Raw genomic sequence first — 23,568 nt, forward strand, 5'->3', positions numbered from 1 at the left:
TCAATATTAATTTATGCGTTTTTATTATTTATCATCAAGACATACCGGAGCCCAAAAAACACAAACAAATGTCGTGAGTGATAAAATTAAATATCTGCTTCCATTCCTATTTATATTCTTCTTTTCATGTTCACGAGAGGTACAATTAGAACGAGACGAATATCGTTTGCATAGTCTGGCTTTCAAAGGTAATAAACAAATTTCAACTGAGGAATTAGAATACCTGATTCCACCTACTCAAAAGCCCAACCGACGGCCTTTTAATCTACCAGTTACACCCTATGTAGGATTATATAATTTAGGAAAAGCATTTTACGATAGTACTAAAATTAAAAAAAGACTAAATAAATGGGATATTAAACTCAAGACCTTACCCAGCACAGGAAATTTTGATGCAGATATAGAGAAAAAGAGAGCAAGGTATCAAAGAAAAAAAAGTATTTACCAGGACAGGTTAGACACCAAAGAAAACTGGTGGATGAAAAACGTAGGAGAACCACCTGCAAAAATTACAGAAGCATCCATTAAACATACATCTGAAACAATTCAGAAATATATTTATAATAAAGGATATTTTGATAATACAGTTACTTATCAGATTGATTCTACCACTAATAACAGGGGTATAAAACTCACATATCTGGTAGAGGAAAGGAATGCCTATTATATTGATAGTGTAAGATATGATATTAAAGACCCACGTATAGATAGCATCTTAAAGGTTACAATGGCTGCCACAATGCTGAAGGCAGGAGAAAGGGTAAATATGGACAATATTACCTTAGAAAAAGGTAGAATAGAATTATTATTGAAAGATGAAGGATATTATAATTTCATAGCAAAAAACTACATTTCGACTGAAATTGATACGACAGACTATATTAAGCGGAATTATAAAGTGAATGTAAAGATGTTGGTTAGGAACCCATTGTTAAGGGAGCAACATGAGCAATTTTATTTTGAATCGGTAAACTTTATTTCGGCTGATCCTTCAAATGACCAAACCATAGGAGGCGATACCACTCAAATCAGGTATAGCGGTATTAATTATACTTTTATTGGTAAGCGGTTTCCTACAAGATTGTTAGATAAAAAGATTCTGATTCGCCCTGATCAGCTGTTCAGAATTTCGTTGGTGAACGAAACTAATCGACAACTTTACGGCCTTGATCAATTTGCATTTGCCAATATCCGTTTTACGCAATTGCCTGATAACCGTCTTAGAACGGATATTATTGCACCTACTAACCCTAAATATACTGCCTCGTATAATTTCGATGTTAATAATATTAATGGCATCCTGGGTGGCGGGGCTAATGTTTCTTTGCGTGCGAGAAATCTGCTAAGTGCTTTAGAAACGACAGAATTAGGTTTAAGAGCTAATCTGGAAGGGCAACCGGGATTAGATACTACTGTTCAGCGAAGCCGAGAATTAGGGGCTAATCTTGCGTTTAACTTTCCTAAAATTATTTTTTTTAGTAGGGTTGCTAATCTTTTGAGTTTGAAAAGTCCACGTACGCAATTGGCTTTAAGTTATAATAATTCTGCTCAACAGCTTTATCGGAGACAGGTTTTCAGATTAACAGGCAACTACGCATGGCTCAAATCAAAATATGAAACCATTCAGATTTCGCCCTTTGATATAAACCTGATTAATACTCCTTATAAAAGTTTTGCCTTTGACTCAATTCTTACTTATGAAGCTCAACGGGGGAATAATCTAAAGGTTTTATTTGATCCTCAATTTGTTTCGAGTATCAATGCCACCTATATTTTTAATAATCAGGAGCAAGGTAAAAATATCAAAGCGAGGTATCTGAGAGTTTTCGTTGAATCAGGCGGTACAACTCTTAACTTTTTCCCAAATAAAAATAAAATCAATTTTATCGATCAGGTATTTCCATTAGATACTATTCAGCGAGCTTATTTCAGATTTGTAAAGCTGAATATAGATTTCAGGAAATATTTTCCGATTAATGCAAAAGATTCCTGGGCTTATCGCCTAAACGTCGGAGTTGCTCATCCTTACGGTGACAATCAGGCTTTACCATTTGAAAAGAACTTTTTTATTGGTGGACCTAATAGTATCAGGGCCTGGAGACCACGTTCTTTAGGGCCGGGTTCTGCACAAGGGGTAACAGTCGGCAATCGGTTCTTTCAACAGCCTGGAGATATTCTGTTAGAAGGCAGTATAGAATACCGCAAATATATGTTCAGATTTATTGGAAACTGGAATGCTGGTCTTTTTATCGATGCCGGAAATGTATGGAAATGGTATCAGATTAACTCTAAATACAATGAGGCCAATTTTGACTGGAATAGATTTTACAAAGAATTTGCCGTCGGTACTGGAGCTGGTATCCGTTTAGATTTGGATTATTTTGTCGCCCGTTTCGATTGGGGTGTAAAAGTAATAGACCCCTCAAGAGACTCGGGTGACCGCTTTGTTTTAGATAAAACCCGATTAGGTAGAAATAACGATTATTATCCTGTTTTTCACTTTGCCATAGGTTACCCTTTTTAACCAATAAAAGTGTTTAAAGCCATTACCCCAGCTAATCCTGATATTGATACAAGCGTTTCCATAATAGACCATGTTTTGAGTGTTTCAGTCATAGAAAGCTGAAAGTATTCTCTGAAAAGCCAGAATCCCGAATCATTTACGTGTGAGAACATCATACTACCTGCGCCAATGCTAAGTACCATCAGGTGTGGTTCGGTATGTGTAGACGCTAATAAGGGAGCTACGAATCCAGCTGTGGTAATACCCGAAACGGTAGATGAGCCGACAGCCACACGAATAATAGCTGCCATTCCCCAAGCTAAAACAAGCGGGTGTAAAGAAGATGCCTCCATCATGGATGCAATAGATTGATTTACTCCTCCATCAGTCAACACTTGTTTTAATGCACCAGCACCACCAAAAATCAAGAATAACATAGCTACTTCTTTGATGGAGTTTCCTAACAGAGTAGTTATTTCATTCATTGTTTTATTCTGCTTAACTCCCAAAGCGTAAATAGCAAATATTACTGAAATAAACATACTCACAATAGGATCTCCAACAAAGGTAACGACTTTAAATAGAAAAGAATCTTTGGCAAAGTATGGTAGAATAATGGTTGATAGGCCGATAAGCAGAATCGGTAATAAAACTGAAATAAAACTCATTGACGTTGAGGGCATTTGGTCATCTTTGAGTTCGGGTGCGATAAATGCCTTGTTTGGCATGGTCAGGTATTTTTTTAAAGTGCTGCCAAACAACGCGCCTGAAACTAAAATGGCTGGAATGGCTACTATGATACCATAAAAGAGTGTTAAACCCATATCTACATTAAACTGTTTGGCTATAGCCAAAGGTGCAGGATGAGGGGGTAAATATCCCTGTGTAACTGAAAGGGAAGCTAACATAGGTATCCCTATATAAACCGCTGGTAATTTATAACGATATGAAACGGTAATTACTAATGGAGCTATGAGCATAAAGCCCACAGAATAAAAGAGTGGTAAACCTACAATAAACCCTGTAATCATAAAAGCCCAGCGTACATAACCCGTACCAATAATATCTATCATTTTGGTTGAGATTCGTTGTGCTGCCCCACTTTGTGCTACTAATTTACCTAACATAGCACCTAAGGCAATAATAGCTACAATAGAGCCGAGAGTTCCACCGATACCTTGCTGAATAGCTGTTAAGATTTGATCTGGGGGCATTTGTAATGCCAAACCGATACCTAAAGCAACAGTTAAAAAAGAAAGAAAAGTATGAAGCTTGAAGTAAGAAATGAGCACAATAAGTATAGTAAGCCCAAAAATTGTGATGAGCAAAGGCATAAGGGCAATAGTTTTAAGGTTGAATGAGCAGCAAATTACAAAGGATTATTGAGAATAAGTAGTTTAAAAAAATGGATTGTGGTTATTTTAACAATAAATAATTGCGATTATTCTGACATTATGGCAGTATTGTCGTAAATTTGTGTCTTAATTAAGTAAGCCTCCTGAAAAGAACAAGAACTTTATTTTTTTCAATGAGGTTGTGTTTGATAAATCAAGGTCAATATCATGAGTTTAGTAACAAGCAGATTAGAGATTCTGAAAGAAGAAGATAAAAAAGATTTAGATGTAGCGCGCATTAGTGTAGATGAAGAAAGCGATGCCAAGCGTAAACTATATATAGAGAGCTATGGATGCCAGATGAACTTTGCAGACAGCGAGATTGTAGCTTCTATCTTGAGAGAAAATGGTTTTGCAACAACTTCTAAAATAGAAGAAGCAGAATTGATTTTGCTGAATACCTGTGCAATCAGAGAAAATGCTGAGCAAAAAGTCAGAAACCGTCTTCAGCATTTAGTACCCATGAAGAAAAAACGCCAGCAAGTAAAAATCGGTGTATTAGGCTGCATGGCAGAGCGTTTGAAAACCAAGTTTCTGGAAGAAGAGAAAATTGTGGATATGGTGGTAGGACCTGACGCCTACCGTGATTTGCCAAATCTGATTAATGAGGTAGAAGACGGGCAAAAGGCTGTTAATGTATTTTTATCAAGAGAAGAAACCTATGCTGATATTACACCCATTCGTTTAGATTCAAACGGAGTTACCGCTTTTATAAGTATAATGCGAGGTTGTGATAATATGTGTAGTTTTTGTGTTGTACCTTATACTCGTGGACGTGAAAGAAGTCGTGATCCATTTTCAATTGTAAAAGAAGCTACTGAACTTTATGAGCAAGGCTATAGAGAGGTTACATTGCTTGGCCAGAACGTTGACTCGTATAAATGGAAAGGAGTGAATGGGGAATTAAGCACCACCAATTTTGCTAATTTATTAGAAATGGTAGCGTTGATCAATCCTGATTTACGTGTACGGTTCTCAACTTCTCACCCCAAAGATATTACAGACGACGTGCTTTATACTATGAAAAAGTATGACAATATCTGTAAATATATTCACTTGCCAGCTCAAAGTGGCAGCAGCCGTATTCTTGAACTAATGAACAGAACCTATGACCGTGAGTGGTATATGGGTAAAATAGATAGAATACGTGAAATTTTAGGTGAAGATTGTGGTATTTCTCAAGATATGATTACGGGTTTCTGTACTGAAACCGAAGAAGATCATCAGGATACGCTTTCTTTAATGGATTATGTAAAATATGACTACGGATATATGTTTGCCTATTCAGAAAGACCAAATACACCTGCGGCCAAGAAACTGACCGACGATATACCGAATGAAATAAAAAACAGGCGACTAACAGAGGTTATCAACAAGCAGCAATCTCACTCATTGTCGCGTAATCAAATGGCTATCGGTAAAGTCCATAAGATTTTAGTTGAGGGGTTCTCCAAACGTTCGACAGAGCACCTATGTGGCAGAAATGACCAGAATAAAATGGTTGTTTTTCCGAAAGAAAATTTTCAAAAAGGCGACTATGTGAACGTATTAGTAACTGAATGCACAGCGGCTACCCTGATTGGTAAAGCAGTTGCAGAAGTTTTAGTTTAAAATTACAATGACCAACAACGCAGAAATACAATCAGTCAAGAATAGGTTCGGAGTTATTGGCAATGCTCCTGCATTGAATTATGCTTTGAGTATTGCCGTACAGGTAGCCCCAACCGACCTGACAGTATTAATAACAGGAGAGAGCGGTAGTGGAAAGGAATCTTTTTCAAAAATAATTCATGCATTAAGTAGTCGTAAGCACGGGCCTTTCATAGCAATAAACTGTGGCGCTATACCAGAAGGTACTATAGATTCGGAGTTATTCGGGCACGTGAAAGGGTCATTTACAGGAGCCATCGACGACCGCAAAGGCTATTTCGAAACTACTAATACGGGTACAATTTTCTTAGATGAAATAGCCGAATTACCTATTGGTACACAGGCACGTTTGTTGCGTGTATTAGAAAACGGTGAGTTTATTCCGGTCGGGTCTTCAAAAGTAAAGAAAACAGATGTGAGAGTAGTTGCGGCTACTAATGTGAAACTTTTAGAGGCAGTTGAAAGAGGGAAATTCAGAGAAGATTTGTATTATCGATTAAATACAGTTCCAATCTATGTGCCGCCGCTTCGTGAAAGAGGGTATGATATTGACCTGCTTTTCAGAAAATTCTCTTATGATTTTGCTGAGAAAAATCATATCCAACCTGTTGAGCTTACGGAAAGTGCTACACAATTGCTGATGAGTTTTCGTTTCCCAGGAAATATCCGTCAATTAAAAAATATTGCTGAACAGATTACTATCTTAGAAACAGACAGATTAGTTTCGGCAGAAGTATTAGCAAAATATCTGCCACGTGAACAGGTAAGTGGGTTACCTGCCTTGTTAAAAGGAATGAATGGAGGGAATGATGGGGGTATATCTGAAAGAGACCTGTTATATAAAGTTTTATTTGATATGCGCAAGGACATGACCGATTTGAAAAAATTAGTTCTGTCTTTAATGCAGGGAGGGCAGATAAACCCAGAAACGATGAAACAGCATAGTGAATTGTTTAATGGTATTCACACGGATGAGAGCGTTTCATTAGTACCTCAAACAATGTATGGCCCGGTTGCCAGTCCTTTCCAGTCATATCAACCAGTCGATGAGGGTGGGTTTATCAAAATTGATGACATTCAGGATGACAGGAATAATGTGGAGGATATTTCGCACGAAACGCAGGAAGATTCGTTTTCATTAGAGAAACAGGAAAAGGAAATGATTATCAAGGCATTAAAGAAAAATGGGTTTAAGCGTAAATATGCCGCTTCTGACTTAGGTATTTCTGAAAGAACATTATACAGAAAAATCAAGCAATATGATATTGAAGACGAATAAATTACCTGAGATAAAAGCGGGCATCGTATTAAAGAGATATTTGTTTCTATCTCTTTTTTTATGCGCATCAGTTATGCTTGACTCCTGCAAAATATATTCTTTTACTGGTACTACGTTATCCTCAGATTTAAAAACCATTACGATACAGAACTTCGTAATGAATACTGCCGGTGGCCCAGCTAATCTTACGTTGAATTTCACTGAAAAACTGAAAGAGTATTATCAACGAAATACGAGCCTGAAATTAAAGCCTAATGATGGGGATCTGTTTTTAGAGGGTTCAATTACCGGGTATGAACTTACACCTGTGGCAGCTACGGCCAGCGATAAAGCTGCCCTTAACAGACTAACCATTAGAGTAGAGGTAAGATTTGTGAATACCAAAAATGAAGATGAGAGTTTTGAAAAGGAATTTTCTTTCTATCAGGACTTTCCTCAGGAACAAACGCTTGCACAGGTAGAGGGGTCATTAGTGCCTAAAATTCTTGACCAACTGGTGCTAAATATCTTCAACGATACGGCAGCGCAATGGTAATAAGGTCTTTGGTTTTAATAGGATATTTTAATCTTTTTTTTGCACTTTTATAAGGTATTTTCAATCTATCAATGGTAAAATAAAAAATCTATATTACCTTTGTTCTTCGATTAACGAATCGAAACCCCTTCACAAAAAAAATGCCAAAAAATCCCAATATTAAGTCAGTTCTTATCATAGGCTCAGGCCCCATTGTCATCGGTCAGGCGTGCGAATTTGATTACTCCGGCTCTCAGGCAGCAAGATCCATTAAAGAAGAAGGTATTGAAGTGAGTTTGATTAACTCAAATCCGGCTACAATCATGACGGATCCTATCAATGCTGATTACGTGTATCTGAAACCATTAGAGAAAAAATCCATCATAGAGATTCTTGAAAAACACAAGTCGATGGGTAAACCGATTGATGCTGTTTTACCAACTATGGGTGGACAAACCGCACTTAATCTTGCGATTGATTGCGATAAGGGTGGAGTTTGGAAGAAATACGGTGTACAGATTATTGGTGTTGATATTAAGGCCATTGAGACAACAGAAGACCGTGAGAAGTTCAGACTAAAAATGCTCGAATTAGGCATTGGCGTATGCAAAGGCCGCACTGCCCGTTCGTTTCTGGAAGGAAAAGAAATTGCGCAGGAAATTGGATTTCCATTAGTTATTCGTCCGTCTTTTACATTAGGTGGTACTGGTGGTGGATTTGTGCATAGTCCGGAAGATTTTGATAAAGCACTTAATCATGGTCTACATGCTTCTCCTGTGCATGAGGTATTGGTTGAACAATCAATCTTAGGTTGGAAAGAGTTTGAGTTAGAGTTATTACGAGATAATAAAGGTAATATTGTTATTATTTGTACTATCGAGAACTTTGACCCAATGGGTATTCATACAGGAGACTCGATTACCGTAGCACCAGCCATGACCTTGCCGGACACCATTTATCAGAAAATGCGTGATATGGCCATCAAAATGATGAATGGGATAGGACAGTTTGCCGGAGGGTGTAATGTACAGTTCTCGCTGCATCCTGATACAGATGAAATCATCGCTATTGAAATTAACCCTCGCGTGAGTCGATCATCAGCGTTAGCCTCAAAAGCTACAGGGTATCCGATTGCAAAAATTGCTGCAAAAATGGCTATTGGTTACAATCTTGATGAGTTAATAAACCCGATTACCGGAAGTACTTCTGCCTTTTTTGAGCCTGCCATCGACTACGTAATTGTAAAGGTTCCACGATGGAACTTTGATAAATTTCATGGGGCTGACCGTTCATTAGGCTTACAGATGAAATCTGTAGGTGAAACGATGGGGATTGGTCGTAATTTCCAGGAGGCCTTACAGAAAGCTTGTCAATCGCTTGAAATTCGACGCAATGGATTAGGTGCAGATGGCAAAGAATTGAGAGATCAGGAGGCGTTAAAGAAATCTTTGGCTAACCCGTCATGGAATCGCTTATTCCATATCTACGATGCCTTTAAAGCGGGGCTTTCTTTCAAAACGATTCAGAATCTTACCAAAATAGATAAATGGTTTTTGAGGCAGATTGAAGAACTGATATTGTTGGAGAAGGAAATTGAGAAGTTTTCAATTGATGATTTACCAAAAGATTTATTGTTGGCTGCCAAGCAAAAAGGCTATGCTGATCGGCAGATTGCTCATCTGTTAACCTGCAAGGAAAGCCAGGTTTTTAATAAAAGAAATGCTTTAGGTATTAAACGGGTATATAAATGTGTTGATACCTGTTCTGCGGAATTTGAAGCAAAAACTCCTTATTATTACTCGACATTTAATTCAAATCAGGAAAACCCTGATAATGAATCGGTAAGCTCGAATAAAAAGAAAGTATTGGTATTAGGTTCTGGTCCAAATCGTATCGGGCAAGGGATTGAGTTCGATTATTCGTGTGTGCACGGAGTATTGGCTGCCAAAGAATGTGGTTATGAAACCATCATGTTAAACTGTAATCCTGAGACCGTTTCAACCGACCCCGATATTTCGGATAAATTATATTTTGAGCCTGTATTCTGGGAGCATGTATATGATTTGATACAGCATGAAAAACCAGAAGGGGTAATTGTGCAATTAGGTGGGCAAACTGCCCTGAAAATGGCAGAAAAGCTTACCAAATATGGTATCAAAATAATAGGTACTTCTTATGATGCTTTAGATCTGGCAGAAGATAGAGGTAGATTCTCTGAACGTTTAAGAGAGTTGAATATCCCTTATCCTTTGTTTGATACTGTTCGTAGTGCAGATCGGGCGGTTGAAGTTTCCCGAGAGTTGGGCTTTCCGCTTTTAGTACGCCCAAGCTATGTATTGGGAGGGCAAAGTATGAAGATTGTTATTAACGAACAGGAATTGGAGCAACACGTAGTAAAGATTCTGAATGATATTCCTGATAATAATATCCTGATAGACCATTTTCTTGAAAATGCCATTGAAGCTGAAGCGGATGCAATCTGCGATGGTAAAGATGTGTATATTATTGGTATTATGGAGCATATTGAGCCGGCAGGCATTCATTCAGGAGATTCTTATGCTCTTTTACCACCGTTTGATTTAAGTGAAAATGTAATAGCCCAGATTGAAGAATATACCAAGAAAATTGCAGTGGGCTTGAATACTGTGGGGCTAATTAATATTCAGTTCGCGATTAAAGATGAAAAGGTATATGTAATTGAAGCCAATCCAAGAGCATCTCGTACGGTACCATTTATTTGCAAAGCCTATCGTGAGCCTTATGTGAATTATGCAACTAAGGTGATGTTAGGCGAGAAAAAGGTAAAAGACTTTAAGTTTAAACCTTATAAAAAAGGTTATGCTATCAAGATACCGGTTTTCTCATTCAATAAATTCCCGAATGTAAATAAAGAATTAGGACCTGAAATGAAATCGACAGGAGAGGGTATTTATTTCATTAAAGATTTAACGGATGACTTCTTTTTACAAGTCTATTCAGAAAGAAATCTGTATTTGAGCAGATAATATTAAGAAATGTTAAAATAAAAGCCATTCTGAACAGAGTGGCTTTTATTTTTGTTTATTTAAGAGAGTAGGGTTTTCGTTATAGAAAACTTTGAAACCAATATTAAAGCGAATATGTGGCTGAGTTTTAAAAAGTTTATTAAATACTTTTTTCTTGTATTCTTCATACTCTTTATCGGATTTATTGCCTTCAATTTCGATGCTGCGGTATATGGCTTTCGTCAGGCTAAAGGACAATTGAAAATTATTTTTAATACGCGTCCTGTTAAAGAAGTCATGGAAGATAAAACTTTTCCTGACTCATTAAAGAAACGTATTGAACTGATTCAGGAAATTAAACGGTTTGCTGTTGATTCTTTAGGGCTTAATTTATCAGAGAACTATACCACATTTTATGATCAGCATCATAAGCCTATTTTATGGGTTATGACTGCTTGCGAACCATTTGAGTTAAAAGCGAAAAAATGGCGGTTCCCGATTGTAGGTGCTTTTAGCTATAAAGGATATTTTGAAAAAGAATTAGCAGATAAGGAAATAACTGAATTAAAAAAGCAAGGATTTGATACTCAATTAAACGAGGTATCTGCATGGAGCACTTTGGGGTATCTGAAAGATCCTATACTGAGTTCAATGCTTTATTATTCTGATGCCCGCTTAGCGGCCCTTATTATTCATGAACTGACACATGGAACACTTTTTGTGAAAAATAACCTTGAGTTTAACGAGAATCTTGCCGATTTTATCGGCGAATATGGAGCTATCAGGTTTTTAGCGTATAAACACGGCAAAGATTCGGGAGAATTAAAGAAGTATGAACTTTCAAAGAAATTTGGCGATTCCTATACTGAACATTTAATCAGAGGGGCAAAACTATTAGACAGTTTATATCGTAATTTTAATAAAAACTTAACAATTACTCAGAAAACTTCGGAGAAATTTGATTTAATACAAAAAATAATGGCTTCGACCGATACGTTGATGAAAGGAGAGATGCAATCTCTCAGAAAAAATCGCAATCGTACTTCTGAGGTAAACAATGCCTATTTTATCGGTTATCTGACCTATCAGAGCAAGCAAAATCAGTTTGAAGAAGAATTTAGAACAAAATTTAATCAGGATTTTAAAAAGTATCTGGCATACCTAAAAAAAGCGTATCCAAGTAGTATAGTTTTCTGATATTGGCATATTTTTTTATACCCTTTGTTTAGAATAATTAAGGATGAAATATATCTTAAAAATATTAATCGTTTGTTTTTTATTAATTACCTCGTCATTTACTTTAGGAGATACTTACCGTTTTATCCCCAATACAAGTTTTAAAGCGGGAGAATATTTTGAGTATAAGGTAAAATATGGGATATTACCAGTTGGAGAGGCAACGGTAGAGGTAAGTCCTCAGATATATTCGGTGAACAATCGCGCTTGTTACAGAATCAATGTTTTTGGTCGTACTACGGGTATAACAGACCTTTTTCATATTCGTAATACTTATCGTTCTTACTTAGATACTGCCGCTATTCTGCCACAGAAGTTTTTAATGAGTTTACAAGAGAATAGCTATAAGAAAGATCAGGTTATTTTGTTTGACCATTTTGCAAATTCTGCCTTAAGGGAACAAAATAATGAGAAGAAGTCTTTTAACCTGCCAAACAATATTCACGACGTAGTTTCGGGCTATTATTTTTTACGTACATTAGATTATTCAAAGATGAGAATAGGTGAAACTATATCATCGCCTATGTTTTTTGATGATGAAATATATTATATGAAAGTCAAGTACAATGGGAAGGGTACAGTAAAAACAAGATTCGGAAAAATTAATGTACTTAAACTAACTCCTATTTTGCCGCAGAATGAAATGTTTAAGGGGGAAGATGCGATAAAAATATGGGTATCAGATGACGGTAATCGCGTACCAATCAGAATTGAACTGGAATTCCCAATTGGTAGTGCCAGCATGGAAATTAAAGGTTATAAGAATACAAGATATGATTTTAACTGGCGGTGATTCGATAAATAAAATAATTGTCTTAACAATTAAAATATAAAATTATCTTTCTAATATTGCCTTAAAATAAGAAACAGGCATGAATATTCCTCTCTGGACTCCTTCTTCCACGTATATAGAGCAATCAAATTTAAGGAAATACGAATCCTGGTTACAGAATAGTAAAAATCTGATTTTCAAAGATTATCAGGCTTTATGGCAGTGGTCGGTTGATAATATTGCTGAATTCTGGGAATCAATTTATCAATTTTTCGAGATTCAAAGCAGCTCAGGGGTAATTCCGCCCTATCTGAATGTGCTAAACCAACCATCGAATGAAATGATTGGTACGAAATGGTTTGAAGGTGTAACTTTAAGCTATGCAGAGCATATCTTCCGTCATAAAAATATTGATAGACCAGCTATTATATACCAATCTGAAACACAACCTTTAACTGAGATTTCCTGGAAGAGCCTGGAAAGCAAGGTTTTAACAATACAAAATTATTTACAAGAAAAAGGAGTTCAGAAAGGTGATAGGGTAGTTGGGTATTTACCGAATACTCCAGATACAGTTGCTATATTTTTAGCAGTAAACTCTGTTGGGGCAATCTGGTCTTGTTGTTCACCTGATTTTGGGGTCGAGAGTCTGGCTGAACGCTTTCAGCAGATAGAACCAAAAATTCTTTTTGCTTGCGATAGCTATCATTATGGTGGGAAAATCTTCGATAAATTAAGTATTGTAAAAGAACTATCAAATCAATTACCGTCATTAATAGATACTATCATTGTAGATAGTACAGCCTGGGAACTTATAGTGTCGGCTAAACCTAAACAAAAGTTAAATTTTACGGCCGTTGAATTTAATGACCCGATCTGGATACTGTATTCATCTGGTACTACCGGAAAGCCCAAAGCCATTACTCATAGTACGGGCGGAAATCTGATAGAACATCTGAAAGCACTTGCTTTGCATCAGGATGTACAGGTGGGTGAACGATACTTCTGGTACTCAACAACCGGGTGGATGATGTGGAATTTTGCGCTTTCTTCTTTGGCATGTGGAGCAACCTTATGCCTCTACGATGGTTCTCCTGGATACCCGGATATTAATATTTTATGGCAATTTGCTAAAGAAGCAAAGGTAGACCATTTTGGTTGTGGAGCAGCATTCTATATCAATTATATGAAGCAGGATACCAACTTTTTTAAAGGTAACTTACTTAAGATTAAAACGTTGGGTTCAACAGGATCTCCCTTGCCATCAAAGGCTTTTGAGTGGATATATAAGCATATTTCTACAAATGTGCATTTAATTTCATTGAGTGGCGGAACGGATGTTTGTAGCGCATTTATGGGAGGCTGCCCGTATTTGCCTGTCTATTCGGGTGAAATCCAGTGTCGGATGTTAGGAGCTGACATAGAAGCATTGAATGATGAAGGAAAGCCTGTGTATGGGGAAGTAGGAGAACTGGTAATTAAAGAGGTAATGCCTTCTATGCCTCTGTATTTCTGGAAAGATGTAGAAAATCAAAAGTATAGAAGCAGTTATTTTGAAAAATATACTGGTGTCTGGACGCATGGCGACTGGATAAAGATTACCCAAAACTTAGGAGTTATTATCTATGGAAGATCAGATACCACTTTGAACCGCGATGGGGTTAGAATTGGCACAGCGGAAGTGTATAATGCGATAGAATCATTACCCGAAATAAAAGATAGTCTGATTGTTTGTATTGAAAAAACAGATGGGAGTTTTTTTATGCCTTTGTATGTAGTTCTGCATGAAGATCAGGAATTAAACGAGGAGTTAAAAAGTAAAATTAAGGCTCAGCTCAGAATACAGTACAGCCCAAGACATGTACCTGATGCAATTTTTGAGGTTCCTGAAATACCTTATACCATTAGTGGTAAAAAAATGGAAATGCCCATCAAAAAAATCCTGATGGGCACTTCTGTTGTGAAAGCGGTTTCTCTTGACGCTATGCGAAACCCTCAGTCAATAGACTGGTTTGTAAACCAAAATATCAATTAATATCTGCCACGATGATTACGGCTACGACTATTGTTATAATGACGTCTGTCGTTATGGTGGTGATGTCTGTTATATTTTGGAACTACAACAACTCTTGTTCTTGGCTGAACTCTATAATAAGGACGATGAACAACCGCAGGCCTGTCATAGTAGCGAACTGGTCGACCACTATACACACAACTTGAAAGCGACAAAGTAAGTAGGGCAAAAAGTCCTACCAAGGTTAGTGAACGAAATTTTGATCGATTTTTCATAATTTTTATAATCATTTTAATTCTTAGATTAATTAAAACCTAAATGGTTTAATTAATCTATCTATCTTACAATTAAAACGAGTATTTCCCTCACGATAATATATAGAAATTACTTAAATTGCTTATAAATCCTCCAGAAATAAAATTGAATTATGGCTCGTACTGAATCAACTATGCTTCCGATAGGGACATTGGCTCCTATTTTTATATTGCCTGATACTATTTCCGGACAATTACTTTCGATGAATGATTTACGTTCTGAAAAGGCAACAGTAGTAATGTTTATCTGCAATCATTGCCCGTATGTTCTCCATGTGAAAGATGAACTGGTTAAACTGGCAAGAGATTTTCAGCCCAAAGGAGTCTCATTTGTTGCTATAAGCTCAAATGATGCAGAACAGTATCCGCAGGACAGCCCGGAATCTATGAAGGTTTTTGCCAGAGAATCGGGCTTTACCTTTCCATACTTGTATGACGAAAGTCAGGATACTGCCCGTGCCTATGAAGCAGCCTGCACACCTGATTTTTATGTGTTTGACGGAGCATTGACTTTACGTTACAGAGGTCGCCTGGATGAGTCCCGACCCAAAATGGAAAACCCTAAGCCTGTAACCGGTAGTGATTTGAGAGGGGCTTTAAATGCGATATTAGCCAATCAATTGGTCTCAGAGATTCAGTATCCAAGTATGGGTTGTAATATTAAGTGGAAACAATAGGGGAAATATTCAATAAGCATCTATAATAATATCATTTATTTTAAGATTTAATACTACTATTTCCAGCATAACTATAATATGAGGCTGTTTAAACTTATATAAAAACTATACAATTGATGCTTGTTCTTAGCCTTACTTTTTGTCTTGATACAAAAAGTAACAAAAAAATCAAGAAAATTTAAACTCGCTGACGCTCAAACAGTAAATTTTCGGGCTAGGCTTCTAAAAAAAAGAAAAGTTTAAACAGGTTCTATGAATATCTGGAGTATATTCAAACGTTTGCAACCTTTTGTTAAGCCTTACCGGGGCTTGATTTATCTTGCTTTAATACTCACTTTATTAGGCTCAATCACTGCTCAGGTAAATCCGTGGGTATTGCGTTATACCGTTGACACTATTCAGGGAATGTTAGATAAACATCTGACGATTCAACGAGGCTATCCGCTACTATTAGAAATTACCTTGATTCTTTGTATCAAAGAGGTAATTAACTCCTTTATCACATTCGGACAGAAGTTCTATGGAGAAAAAATAAGGATAAATATCTCAACTGATTTATCTCAAGAGGTAGTTAACAGGATACTAAGCTATCAGATGGCATTTTATGCAGATAGTGAAAACCAGAAAGGTAAATTACAGACCCGAATTGATAGGGGAGTTGAAAGCCTGACAAAATTGGTACAAAACTTTTTTATTGATATTCTGCCACTCTTTGCCAATTCGATCATGGCACTAATCGTGATGTACACTGCAAATGTTTACGTAGGTATAGTCGCTACTATGATTTTACCTGTCTATTTCTGGATAAGCTATGTGCAGGCAGATAAGCTTCAAGGAGTAAGAAGAAAACTAAAGTTTCAACGGGAAAATAAAAGCAACGGCATTATTAACCTGATAGAATCAATAGTAGTCATTAAATCTTTTGTGAGAGAAAAATATGAAGAGACCAAGCAATATGGCCTGCAGATGAAACTCATGGATTTGCAATTGACCACCCGCAGAACCAACTTTTTATTTGATGCCATCAAGAGTTTTGTAGAACAGATAGGGGTGGTCCTGATTATTATTCTGACGGCCTATCTGGTTTTAGACCGACAGATTTCAATAGGGGCCATTATGTTTCATATTATGCTCTTTAATAGCGTATCTGCTCCTATCCGTCAGTTACACCGTATTTATGATGAAATGAACGATGCACTGACCTATTCAGAGGGCTTCTTTGATATTCTGGATAATAAAAGAGCACTTGAAAAAAGTGGTACTTTTCAGCCTGTTCATATCAAAGGAGACTACTTATTGAAAAATGTAGATTTCACTTATCCGAATGGAACAAAGGCATTAAATGATATTTCTATTGAAATTGAAAATGGCAAAACAACCGCTTTAGTCGGCCTTTCTGGGGCAGGGAAAAGTACTTTAATAAATCTATTAGTGAAATTTTATGCGGCCGATTCAGGACAAATATTATTAGATGGCATAGACTTAACTAAATATGATACCCAATTTCTTCGTGATGATATAGGAATGGTTTTGCAGAAGAATCATATTTTTAGAGGCAATATCGAAGAAAATATTCGCTATGGCAACATGATTGCCACTAAGGAAGAAATCATGGAAGCGGCTAAACAAGCTTCTTTACATGAACAGATTATGGAATTGCCGGACAAATATGAGTCAGACGCCCAACTATTGTCAGGCGGTCAGCAACAAAGAATTGCCATTGCCAGATTGTTTCTAAAAAATCCACCAATCATTATTTTAGATGAGCCTACCGCCAGCCTTGATGCCATTGCTACCGAGCAAATCAAGAATAGTCTGGACGATATTAAAAAAGGACGCACAGTTGTCATTATTTCACATAGCTTATCACAGATTATTGATTCAGATAAGATTATTGTGATGAAAAAAGGAAGAGTAGTAGAGCAGGGAGTTCATCAGGAATTATATGATAAAAATGGTGTCTATCGTGAAATTTTCAACGCCTCTGCCCGAAGCCTGAATCTGGAAAAAATAGCCAAGACTTTTGATATTGATGAGCAATAAAAATAGGCAGACTTTCGCCTGCCTATTCGTATAAATGTAAAATACTCCTAAACCTTTTTCGGATCCGGATGGATATAAGGCTTGCGATAAGGGCGTGCCAAAAGACCGTTGGCTTCCCGGTCGCCTACTATCTCGCGTTTTACCGGGTCATAGACAATTGGCCTGCCTATTTGCATAGAAACATTTGCTAATAGACAACTTGCTGTTGAAATATGACCTTGTTCAATATCTGCTACTGGTCTTCCTTTACTTTCAATAGCCGAAAGAAAATCTAACATATGGAGGCGAGTTGCAGGAGCTGCATTCAACTCTATTCTTTCTTCTGTTAAATCCTCCGGATATTTTTCTCTTTCATAAATTACATCTTTATGTATTTTATCGCCTTTACCTTGTGGAACAAAATCATAAGCCATTGTACTTGCCCATAATGTGCCTTTCTCACCATATAGGGTAAATGACCAGGGATAATCAGGATTATTTGGCGTGCCCCATGTACGGTGTTGCCAGACGCAATTCAGTTCAGGATATTCAAAAATTGCAGACTGTGTATCTTCGATATTAGATTTTCCCTCTTTTTGTACATAGATGCCTCCTGTTGAAGAAATTTTCGTTGGCCAGCCTAATTTCAACATCCAACGTACTGTGTCGAACATATGAATACACATGTCACCCATAATGCCGTTGCCATATTCTTTAAATGTCCGCCACCAACGGATATGCGGTAAGCCATCATACGGACGCATAGGAGCGGGACCAGTCCACATTTCATAATCCAGAAAATCTGGTACTGCTTCTACCGGAGGATTTCCATTGTTTCTCATATGAAAATAGCAGCACATTTCTACATGTGATACTTTGCCCAATAAACCGGCATCAACGATATTCTTTTTTGCTTCAATTAAGTGGGGGGTACTTTTACGTTGTGTGCCTACCTGCACTACTTTATTATATTTACGTGCAGCTGCGACCATTGCCTCGCCCTCCATTACATCTACACTGATAGGTTTTTGTACATATACATGGGCGCCTGCTTTTACTGCATCAATCATATTAAGGGCATGCCAATGGTCAGGAGTACCCACCAATACTATATCTAATTGGTTGTCAGCCAATAATTTTCGATAATCAGTATAAAGTTTAGGAACTTTGCCAGATTTCTGGCGTTGGCTTACGAGCTTTCCTGCCGCTTCAAGCATATTTTTGTCCACATCGCAAAGAGCTACTACTTCAACAGGAGCGACCTGAATGAGGCGGAATAAGTCACTTTTGCCATACCAACCTGTACCGATTAATGCGACACGATAAGCAGTTGGTGGATTGATAATGTCCATGCCTCTTGCGCCAAAAGTAGATAAAGCCAAAGAAGCAGACGCGCCTTGCATGAAGCGTCGTCGGTTAATATTAAAGTTATTCATTAGAAATAGAGGGGTTGACTTTGATGTTTTTAAAATCTACCAAGTTTAAGAATTTTTCTTAATACTTTTATAAATTTTAGCAGATACTTGCAAAAAATAATACTCAAATATAAGCCGGAATCGCAGACATTCAATGGCATTCTTTACAGATTACTGGCTAATATAGACTACTATACAATATTCTACAACAAATAGCTTAGATAAGTTGGAATAAGTTATAATTGTGGAATAATAAAAAAGGTCATAGAATTTCTACGACCTTTTCGCTCGGGGTTTGAATTTAACCTAAAAGATTTTATTGTTTCTTTACCAACTTATATTCTATTACTGGTTTACCGCGCTCACCACCATCAGATCCAAGCCCCATGCTCACAAATTTCAATTTATATATATTACCCAATGGGTCTTTCACGACATAGAAACGATCTTTTCTGATACCTGTAGTACCACCAGGTGCGGTTGAACGCCATTTGCTACCAATGGCATCTCTTGTTTTAACAAAGACAGTAGAAGCAATATTTGCTTCAACGTAATTAGCGTAGGTAACCGTACTTTCAAGAACTTCAGCTGCTTCTGCTCCGGCAACATAATTAAGCAATACGAAATCCTGAAACCAGTAAGGCGATGGAGGATTTGTGCCTGCGTTTGAAGTACTATATCCCCACTGAATATCCCAGTTAGTTTTACGAGGCTCTACAGTAGCAGTTTTACCGGTTTCTAAAGACAGGAAAGTAAAATTAACATCAGCATTTTTAGCAATATCAACTGTCTGGATAGTTGTTTCGCCAATTCTTGCAAATTGTACTTTATAGCCTTCACCATTGCGATTTACCTTTACTTTAAACCATTGCTTTTTAGCTTTGCTTCCCTGGAAACACACCAGATACACTTTGTTTTGAGATTCTGTAGCCGAAACCTCTGCAAAAGCAGTTTTAGTAAGGTCACCATCCCATGCGTCAGTTAAAGCTGCGGTGTTCTGATCTACTCCTGGAATGAATTCCAGATTTGGTACTGAAGAAGTATCAGCTAATGTTACGGCAGTAATATCTGTTTTAGCAGTAGCTGCAGCAGAAGACTCATAACCCGGATTTAGGATTACCCTAAACTGACCACCTTGATAAAATCCTAAATTCCAGCTTCTTCTGTCAACAAGCGTAGTAGCGTTAGCGCTTAGGTCTACATAAACAGCATTCGTATAATTTGATTCTGAGGTTTTACCCTCGAGCGTCAAGGTACTTCCGGTGGAAGTAATAGCGGCGAAACTTAATTTTAATTCAGTATTTGTTCCTGTTAATACAGGGCTACCGACTGCATTTATTTTCAAAGTAAGTGTTTCATCACCATTCAAAAATACATTTGCTTTTTTCTTTACCTTGAAAGAAACCCCAAATTGTCCTGATGGAATTGTCACATTGACCACATTGTTAACAGCTGCTGGCTCTGTCACAAACTCCTTATCATAAGTAACCAATGCTGGAGTTAATTGAATACTTATCGGAATTGCTATGTCAGTGGAGCGACTTAATGATATCTGGATGGTTGCTTCTTCACCATCAATGCCTTGTTGTGTGGTAGTAAATCCTGCTAAGTTGTCAGGCAATTCTACTTCTTCTTTGCATGCTCCCAGCATTATAATGCCGCATACAATCAGAAATTTGTTGAATAATCGATTCATTGGGTTTAAACTTTGGTTTGTATTGGATAAAAATATTAATGCTTTGTTAATTGTGCGGTCAAGCCGAGAAAATAAGAGCGCCCATAAGACATAGGTACAGATCCTCCACCCGAACTGTGTGCTCCTCCGCTGTCAACTGCGCTATTAGTTACCCTTGTGACATTAAACAGGTTTTTGATGCCTGCAAGGAGCGAGAAATTTTTGTAAAATACCTTATTAAATGTCAGGTCAGATGTATGGAAACCAGCAGTTTCAGCGAGCCGTGTTTGGACTCCTGACTCTATTGAAATAGCTTGATAGCCCGGTTGCTTACCAGTAAATTTGTAGAATAAGCTTATGCTTGTGGCAATTTTAGTGAAAGTATAACGGATGTTGGTATTTACTTCGCTCGACCATGTAAACTCAGGCAGGCTTTCAGTAGTTGAAAAACGATTGAAACGGCCTATATAAGAATATCCCAATGTAGCTTGCAGATTTTCCCAATAAAATGTATTATTAAAGGTAGTACCAGTTGTTTTGTACAGGTCTACGTTAAGGTAGGTAGAGACCTTTGGATCATTAGGGTCAACGCCAATTGAAATAAGGTTATTAAATACGTTATAAAAGACTCCTAAAGTAGAGTTCAGTCGAAGTTCAGGTTTTTCAATGAGTTGATAAGATAGAAAAGCATTGAAACTATTTGAGTTTTCCGCCTTCAGATTTGTATTTCCTCTGATCGAATGATTACTATCAAAAAAAGTAAAATATAATTCACGAAGGGCAGGTGACCGGAATCCACGCGCATAAGCTATTCTTAAATCAAGGCCGTTTGCTAAAGTAAATTTTGTATTGATAGAAGGAATTACTGGTGGCGCATCGTAAATAGAATTTCTGATGAGTCGTAATCCTGGGCGAATGTTGATATTGGAATTGAGTTTTAATTCAGAAGAGGCAAAATAAGCAAACTCATTAATGGTTGGAGTCCCCTGTATCCTCGCTCCAGCACTTGAATTGATATTGGCTTCTAAGCCATGTTGTAATGATACTTTCGGCGAGAACTTGTGCTGACCTGTTAAGCGTGCAAACGTAGTTTGAAAAATGGCTTTATCCTGTGAGCCATCAATTAAAGACAAGGTTCTTCGGTCTCTTACCAGATCAATATCAGTAGTTTGAGTATTTCGGCTATAATCTGTGTAAGAAGCAGCCAGATTCAGGCTATTTGAGGCATTGAATTGGTATTCGCCCTGCATCTGATGAAACCAGCGGGTTGTAATATAATATTGGTCAGTTGCAGAAAGATTATTGGTTTGTGTACTAACGTAGGTGTTTCCCAAACTTTTTAGTGTTTCATTAGTGCCATTAAAGCGATACCATCCATTAAATTTCTGCGTTCGGTAAGAAATGCCTACCGTAGTAAGATACTGTTCTTTGGGCATCCATTCTTTAGAGCGTCCGGTTGAAAGCCCTTGCCAGCCTCCGAAGAAGTTACGGGTGAAGTTCCCCGATATCTGTAAGCCTTTTTTCTGCCAAGCTAAACCTAAAAATTCATTATGAGTACCTTCTCCCTGAAAAGCCTGATATTCGTTGCCTGACGTTTCTTCCTGGGCTCGTGCAGTAAGTATCCAATTAGCGCCATCTTCACCCTTTTTGGTAATGATATTAATTACCCCTGCGAGGGCATCAGAACCATAGGTTACAGACATAGGTCCTTCTACAATTTCAATTCTATCTATAATATTAATATCTATCTGTCCGATACTTTCACGAGTTGCACCTCTGTCTACCAATGGAACACCATCTAACAATACTTTTACATTCTGACCGGACATACCCATTAGTTGCACATCAGTTGTTCCTAAAGTCAAGTCATTTGAGAAACGCATTCCCAATTCGGTATTCAACACGGTCTGGATATTAGTGGCTCCACGCAATTTTATTTGTTCATTGGTAATGGTACGAACCTGATAAACAGAATTCCTGACAGATTGTGGTCCGAATTGCCCAGTGACTACTACATCTTGTAAATCATTGGATTTTTCATTTAAAGTAATATTTCCAAGCGAAACAAGTTTTTCACTTTTTATATCTATTTCTTTCTCAAAAGACTGAAAGCCCATAAACTGTATAACCAAAATTTGCTTCCCTGGAGGAGAATTGAGAGAAAAACTGCCGTCAGCCAGAGTCAACTGACCCAAGTGAGTATTTTTAATCGCTACTGAAGCACCTGCGATAGCCCCATTGTTATCAATTACCCTTCCTTCAACTTTTCCTGAACGTTCTTGGGAATAAATAGTAAAAGCTATCGCGTAAGCAAATATGAACAGATAAAGAAACCTCATTCTATATTTTATTTTTATTTAGACTTAATATAAATAACATACAAATGTAATAGTTTATTTAGACTAATTCCAAATAAAATTCTTACTTATTTATAAATTCTATAATTAGTCTCAAGAAAACGGCTAAAATCAGAGATCGTATAAAGGTTTGTTAATTCAGTAATTTAGGAAGTACACTTGAGTGGAAAAACAACGGCATCGCTCCAGATGAAGCGATGCCGTTGTTACAAAGGTTTTGTGAGGACTATAAATTCTTGTTTGTTTGACTGCAATTCATGGTGATTAACGATTTTTTGCTAACGTTGCACCACGGTTAATTTGTGTTTTGATAACAAAACTTTGAGATACTTTTTCAGTTGGTGTTTGAATAACGAAAGTGTACTCACCATCAACTAGATTATTAAGGTTAAATGCTTTGGCGTATTGAGCATCGCCTGATGCGTATTCGTTGTAGTAAACAATGTTATCGTTATCTACCAAAAATATCTGCGCTTTTTGTTTTGTCGGATTTTCGAATGACAATTTGAAACGTAGGCCACCTAAATTCTGAACATTAAGGTTGGCCACATTCTCTGATGCACTTACTTTCCCGTTTGAAGTGCTTTTGTTTGTTTGAGCAAAGCTTGTGCTTGCTGATGTTGCGATGATTGCGATTGCTACAATTAGTGCTTTCATAATTTTCTTTGAATTTTGTTTTCTATTGGAGTAAATACTTAAAAGATTAAACTAAAAAAAGTTATACCATTTATTGCCTCCACTGAAAACCTTTGTTGATGCAAA

At 37.2% G+C, this 23,568-nt stretch carries 15 protein-coding genes; 10 read left to right on the plus strand and 5 right to left on the minus strand.

Annotated elements, in window-relative coordinates:
- Window positions 1-13: 13 nt before the first annotated feature.
- Window positions 14-2,524, plus strand: coding sequence for a BamA/TamA family outer membrane protein (locus H1R81_RS22835; RefSeq protein WP_181843073.1), 2,511 nt, complete (start codon window positions 14-16; stop codon window positions 2,522-2,524).
- On the opposite strand, the gene H1R81_RS22840 is transcribed toward H1R81_RS22835, so the two are convergent.
- Window positions 2,521-3,837 (minus strand): gluconate:H+ symporter, encoded by a 1,317-nt coding sequence (locus H1R81_RS22840; protein ID WP_181843074.1) that lies wholly within the window; start codon window positions 3,835-3,837, stop codon window positions 2,521-2,523. The genes H1R81_RS22835 and H1R81_RS22840 overlap by 4 nt on opposite strands.
- A 228-nt stretch (window positions 3,838-4,065) precedes the next feature.
- Between H1R81_RS22840 and miaB the strand changes: the two genes are divergently transcribed.
- The 9 genes from miaB to H1R81_RS22885 all read left to right on the plus strand — a co-directional run bounded on the left by miaB (window position 4,066) and on the right by H1R81_RS22885 (window position 17,380).
- Window positions 4,066-5,508: a tRNA (N6-isopentenyl adenosine(37)-C2)-methylthiotransferase MiaB gene (gene miaB / locus H1R81_RS22845; protein ID WP_181843075.1), complete on the plus strand. Its 1,443-nt coding sequence runs from the start codon at window positions 4,066-4,068 to the stop codon at window positions 5,506-5,508.
- 7 nt (window positions 5,509-5,515) lie between these two features.
- A complete protein-coding gene (locus tag H1R81_RS22850) occupies window positions 5,516-6,826 on the plus strand; it encodes a sigma-54-dependent Fis family transcriptional regulator (RefSeq protein WP_181843076.1) in 1,311 nt (436 codons plus the stop codon).
- Entirely contained in the window at window positions 6,807-7,361 is a 555-nt protein-coding gene (locus H1R81_RS22855) for an LptE family protein (protein ID WP_181843077.1), read from the plus strand. The genes H1R81_RS22850 and H1R81_RS22855 overlap by 20 nt, the downstream gene beginning before the upstream one ends.
- Before the next feature lie 140 nt (window positions 7,362-7,501).
- Window positions 7,502-10,345 carry a carbamoyl-phosphate synthase large subunit gene (gene carB / locus H1R81_RS22860; protein ID WP_181843078.1) on the plus strand — a complete coding sequence of 948 codons (2,844 nt, stop codon included), beginning with the start codon at window positions 7,502-7,504 and terminating at the stop codon, window positions 10,343-10,345.
- A gap of 114 nt (window positions 10,346-10,459) precedes the next feature.
- On the plus strand, window positions 10,460-11,521 hold the full coding sequence (locus H1R81_RS22865; protein WP_181843079.1) for an aminopeptidase: 1,062 nt from the start codon (window positions 10,460-10,462) through the stop codon (window positions 11,519-11,521).
- A 43-nt stretch (window positions 11,522-11,564) separates the two neighbouring features.
- A complete protein-coding gene (locus H1R81_RS22870; protein WP_181843080.1) occupies window positions 11,565-12,353 on the plus strand; it encodes a DUF3108 domain-containing protein in 789 nt (262 codons plus the stop codon).
- Window positions 12,354-12,432: 79 nt separating this feature from the next.
- Window positions 12,433-14,367, plus strand: a complete 1,935-nt coding sequence (locus H1R81_RS22875) for an acetoacetate--CoA ligase (protein WP_181843081.1) — start codon at window positions 12,433-12,435, stop codon at window positions 14,365-14,367.
- A gap of 406 nt (window positions 14,368-14,773) precedes the next feature.
- The gene (locus tag H1R81_RS22880; protein ID WP_181843082.1) at window positions 14,774-15,337 is read left to right on the plus strand and encodes a thioredoxin family protein; all 564 of its coding nucleotides are present in this window, start codon (window positions 14,774-14,776) and stop codon (window positions 15,335-15,337) included.
- 252 nt (window positions 15,338-15,589) lie between these two features.
- Entirely contained in the window at window positions 15,590-17,380 is a 1,791-nt protein-coding gene (locus tag H1R81_RS22885; RefSeq protein WP_181843083.1) for an ABC transporter ATP-binding protein, read from the plus strand.
- A 47-nt stretch (window positions 17,381-17,427) separates the two neighbouring features.
- Here the strand turns inward: H1R81_RS22885 and H1R81_RS22890 are convergent, their stop codons facing one another.
- The 4 genes from H1R81_RS22890 to H1R81_RS22905 all read right to left on the minus strand — a co-directional run bounded on the left by H1R81_RS22890 (window position 17,428) and on the right by H1R81_RS22905 (window position 23,463).
- Window positions 17,428-18,795: a Gfo/Idh/MocA family protein gene (locus H1R81_RS22890; protein WP_181843084.1), complete on the minus strand. Its 1,368-nt coding sequence runs from the start codon at window positions 18,793-18,795 to the stop codon at window positions 17,428-17,430.
- Between the two features lie 295 nt (window positions 18,796-19,090).
- Window positions 19,091-20,470, minus strand: coding sequence for an HmuY family protein (locus H1R81_RS22895; RefSeq protein ID WP_181843085.1), 1,380 nt, complete (start codon window positions 20,468-20,470; stop codon window positions 19,091-19,093).
- A 35-nt stretch (window positions 20,471-20,505) separates the two neighbouring features.
- Window positions 20,506-22,788, minus strand: a complete 2,283-nt coding sequence (locus H1R81_RS22900) for a TonB-dependent receptor (RefSeq protein ID WP_220275293.1) — start codon at window positions 22,786-22,788, stop codon at window positions 20,506-20,508.
- Window positions 22,789-23,070: 282 nt separating this feature from the next.
- Entirely contained in the window at window positions 23,071-23,463 is a 393-nt protein-coding gene (locus tag H1R81_RS22905) for a hypothetical protein (protein WP_181843086.1), read from the minus strand.
- Window positions 23,464-23,568 lie beyond the last annotated feature (105 nt).

Origin of the sequence: Emticicia sp. BO119 (genome assembly GCF_013912375.1) — a bacterium.
Classification (GTDB): Bacteria; Bacteroidota; Bacteroidia; order Cytophagales; family Spirosomataceae; genus Emticicia.

What these genes read in the sequence shown, in the direction of transcription:
- H1R81_RS22850 (WP_181843076.1), top strand. Translation starts at nt 5,516, where the DNA reads ATGACCAACAACGCAGAAATACAATCAGTCAAGAATAGGTTCGGAGTT.
- H1R81_RS22895 (WP_181843085.1), bottom strand. Translation starts at nt 20,470, where the DNA reads ATGAATCGATTATTCAACAAATTTCTGATTGTATGCGGCATTATAATG.
- H1R81_RS22835 (WP_181843073.1), top strand. Translation starts at nt 14, where the DNA reads ATGCGTTTTTATTATTTATCATCAAGACATACCGGAGCCCAAAAAACA.
- H1R81_RS22855 (WP_181843077.1), top strand. Translation starts at nt 6,807, where the DNA reads ATGATATTGAAGACGAATAAATTACCTGAGATAAAAGCGGGCATCGTA.
- H1R81_RS22875 (WP_181843081.1), top strand. Translation starts at nt 12,433, where the DNA reads ATGAATATTCCTCTCTGGACTCCTTCTTCCACGTATATAGAGCAATCA.
- H1R81_RS22840 (WP_181843074.1), bottom strand. Translation starts at nt 3,837, where the DNA reads ATGCCTTTGCTCATCACAATTTTTGGGCTTACTATACTTATTGTGCTC.
- H1R81_RS22880 (WP_181843082.1), top strand. Translation starts at nt 14,774, where the DNA reads ATGGCTCGTACTGAATCAACTATGCTTCCGATAGGGACATTGGCTCCT.
- carB (WP_181843078.1), top strand. Translation starts at nt 7,502, where the DNA reads ATGCCAAAAAATCCCAATATTAAGTCAGTTCTTATCATAGGCTCAGGC.
- H1R81_RS22885 (WP_181843083.1), top strand. Translation starts at nt 15,590, where the DNA reads ATGAATATCTGGAGTATATTCAAACGTTTGCAACCTTTTGTTAAGCCT.
- H1R81_RS22905 (WP_181843086.1), bottom strand. Translation starts at nt 23,463, where the DNA reads ATGAAAGCACTAATTGTAGCAATCGCAATCATCGCAACATCAGCAAGC.
- miaB (WP_181843075.1), top strand. Translation starts at nt 4,066, where the DNA reads ATGAGTTTAGTAACAAGCAGATTAGAGATTCTGAAAGAAGAAGATAAA.
- H1R81_RS22900 (WP_220275293.1), bottom strand. Translation starts at nt 22,788, where the DNA reads ATGAGGTTTCTTTATCTGTTCATATTTGCTTACGCGATAGCTTTTACT.
- H1R81_RS22870 (WP_181843080.1), top strand. Translation starts at nt 11,565, where the DNA reads ATGAAATATATCTTAAAAATATTAATCGTTTGTTTTTTATTAATTACC.
- H1R81_RS22890 (WP_181843084.1), bottom strand. Translation starts at nt 18,795, where the DNA reads ATGAATAACTTTAATATTAACCGACGACGCTTCATGCAAGGCGCGTCT.
- H1R81_RS22865 (WP_181843079.1), top strand. Translation starts at nt 10,460, where the DNA reads ATGTGGCTGAGTTTTAAAAAGTTTATTAAATACTTTTTTCTTGTATTC.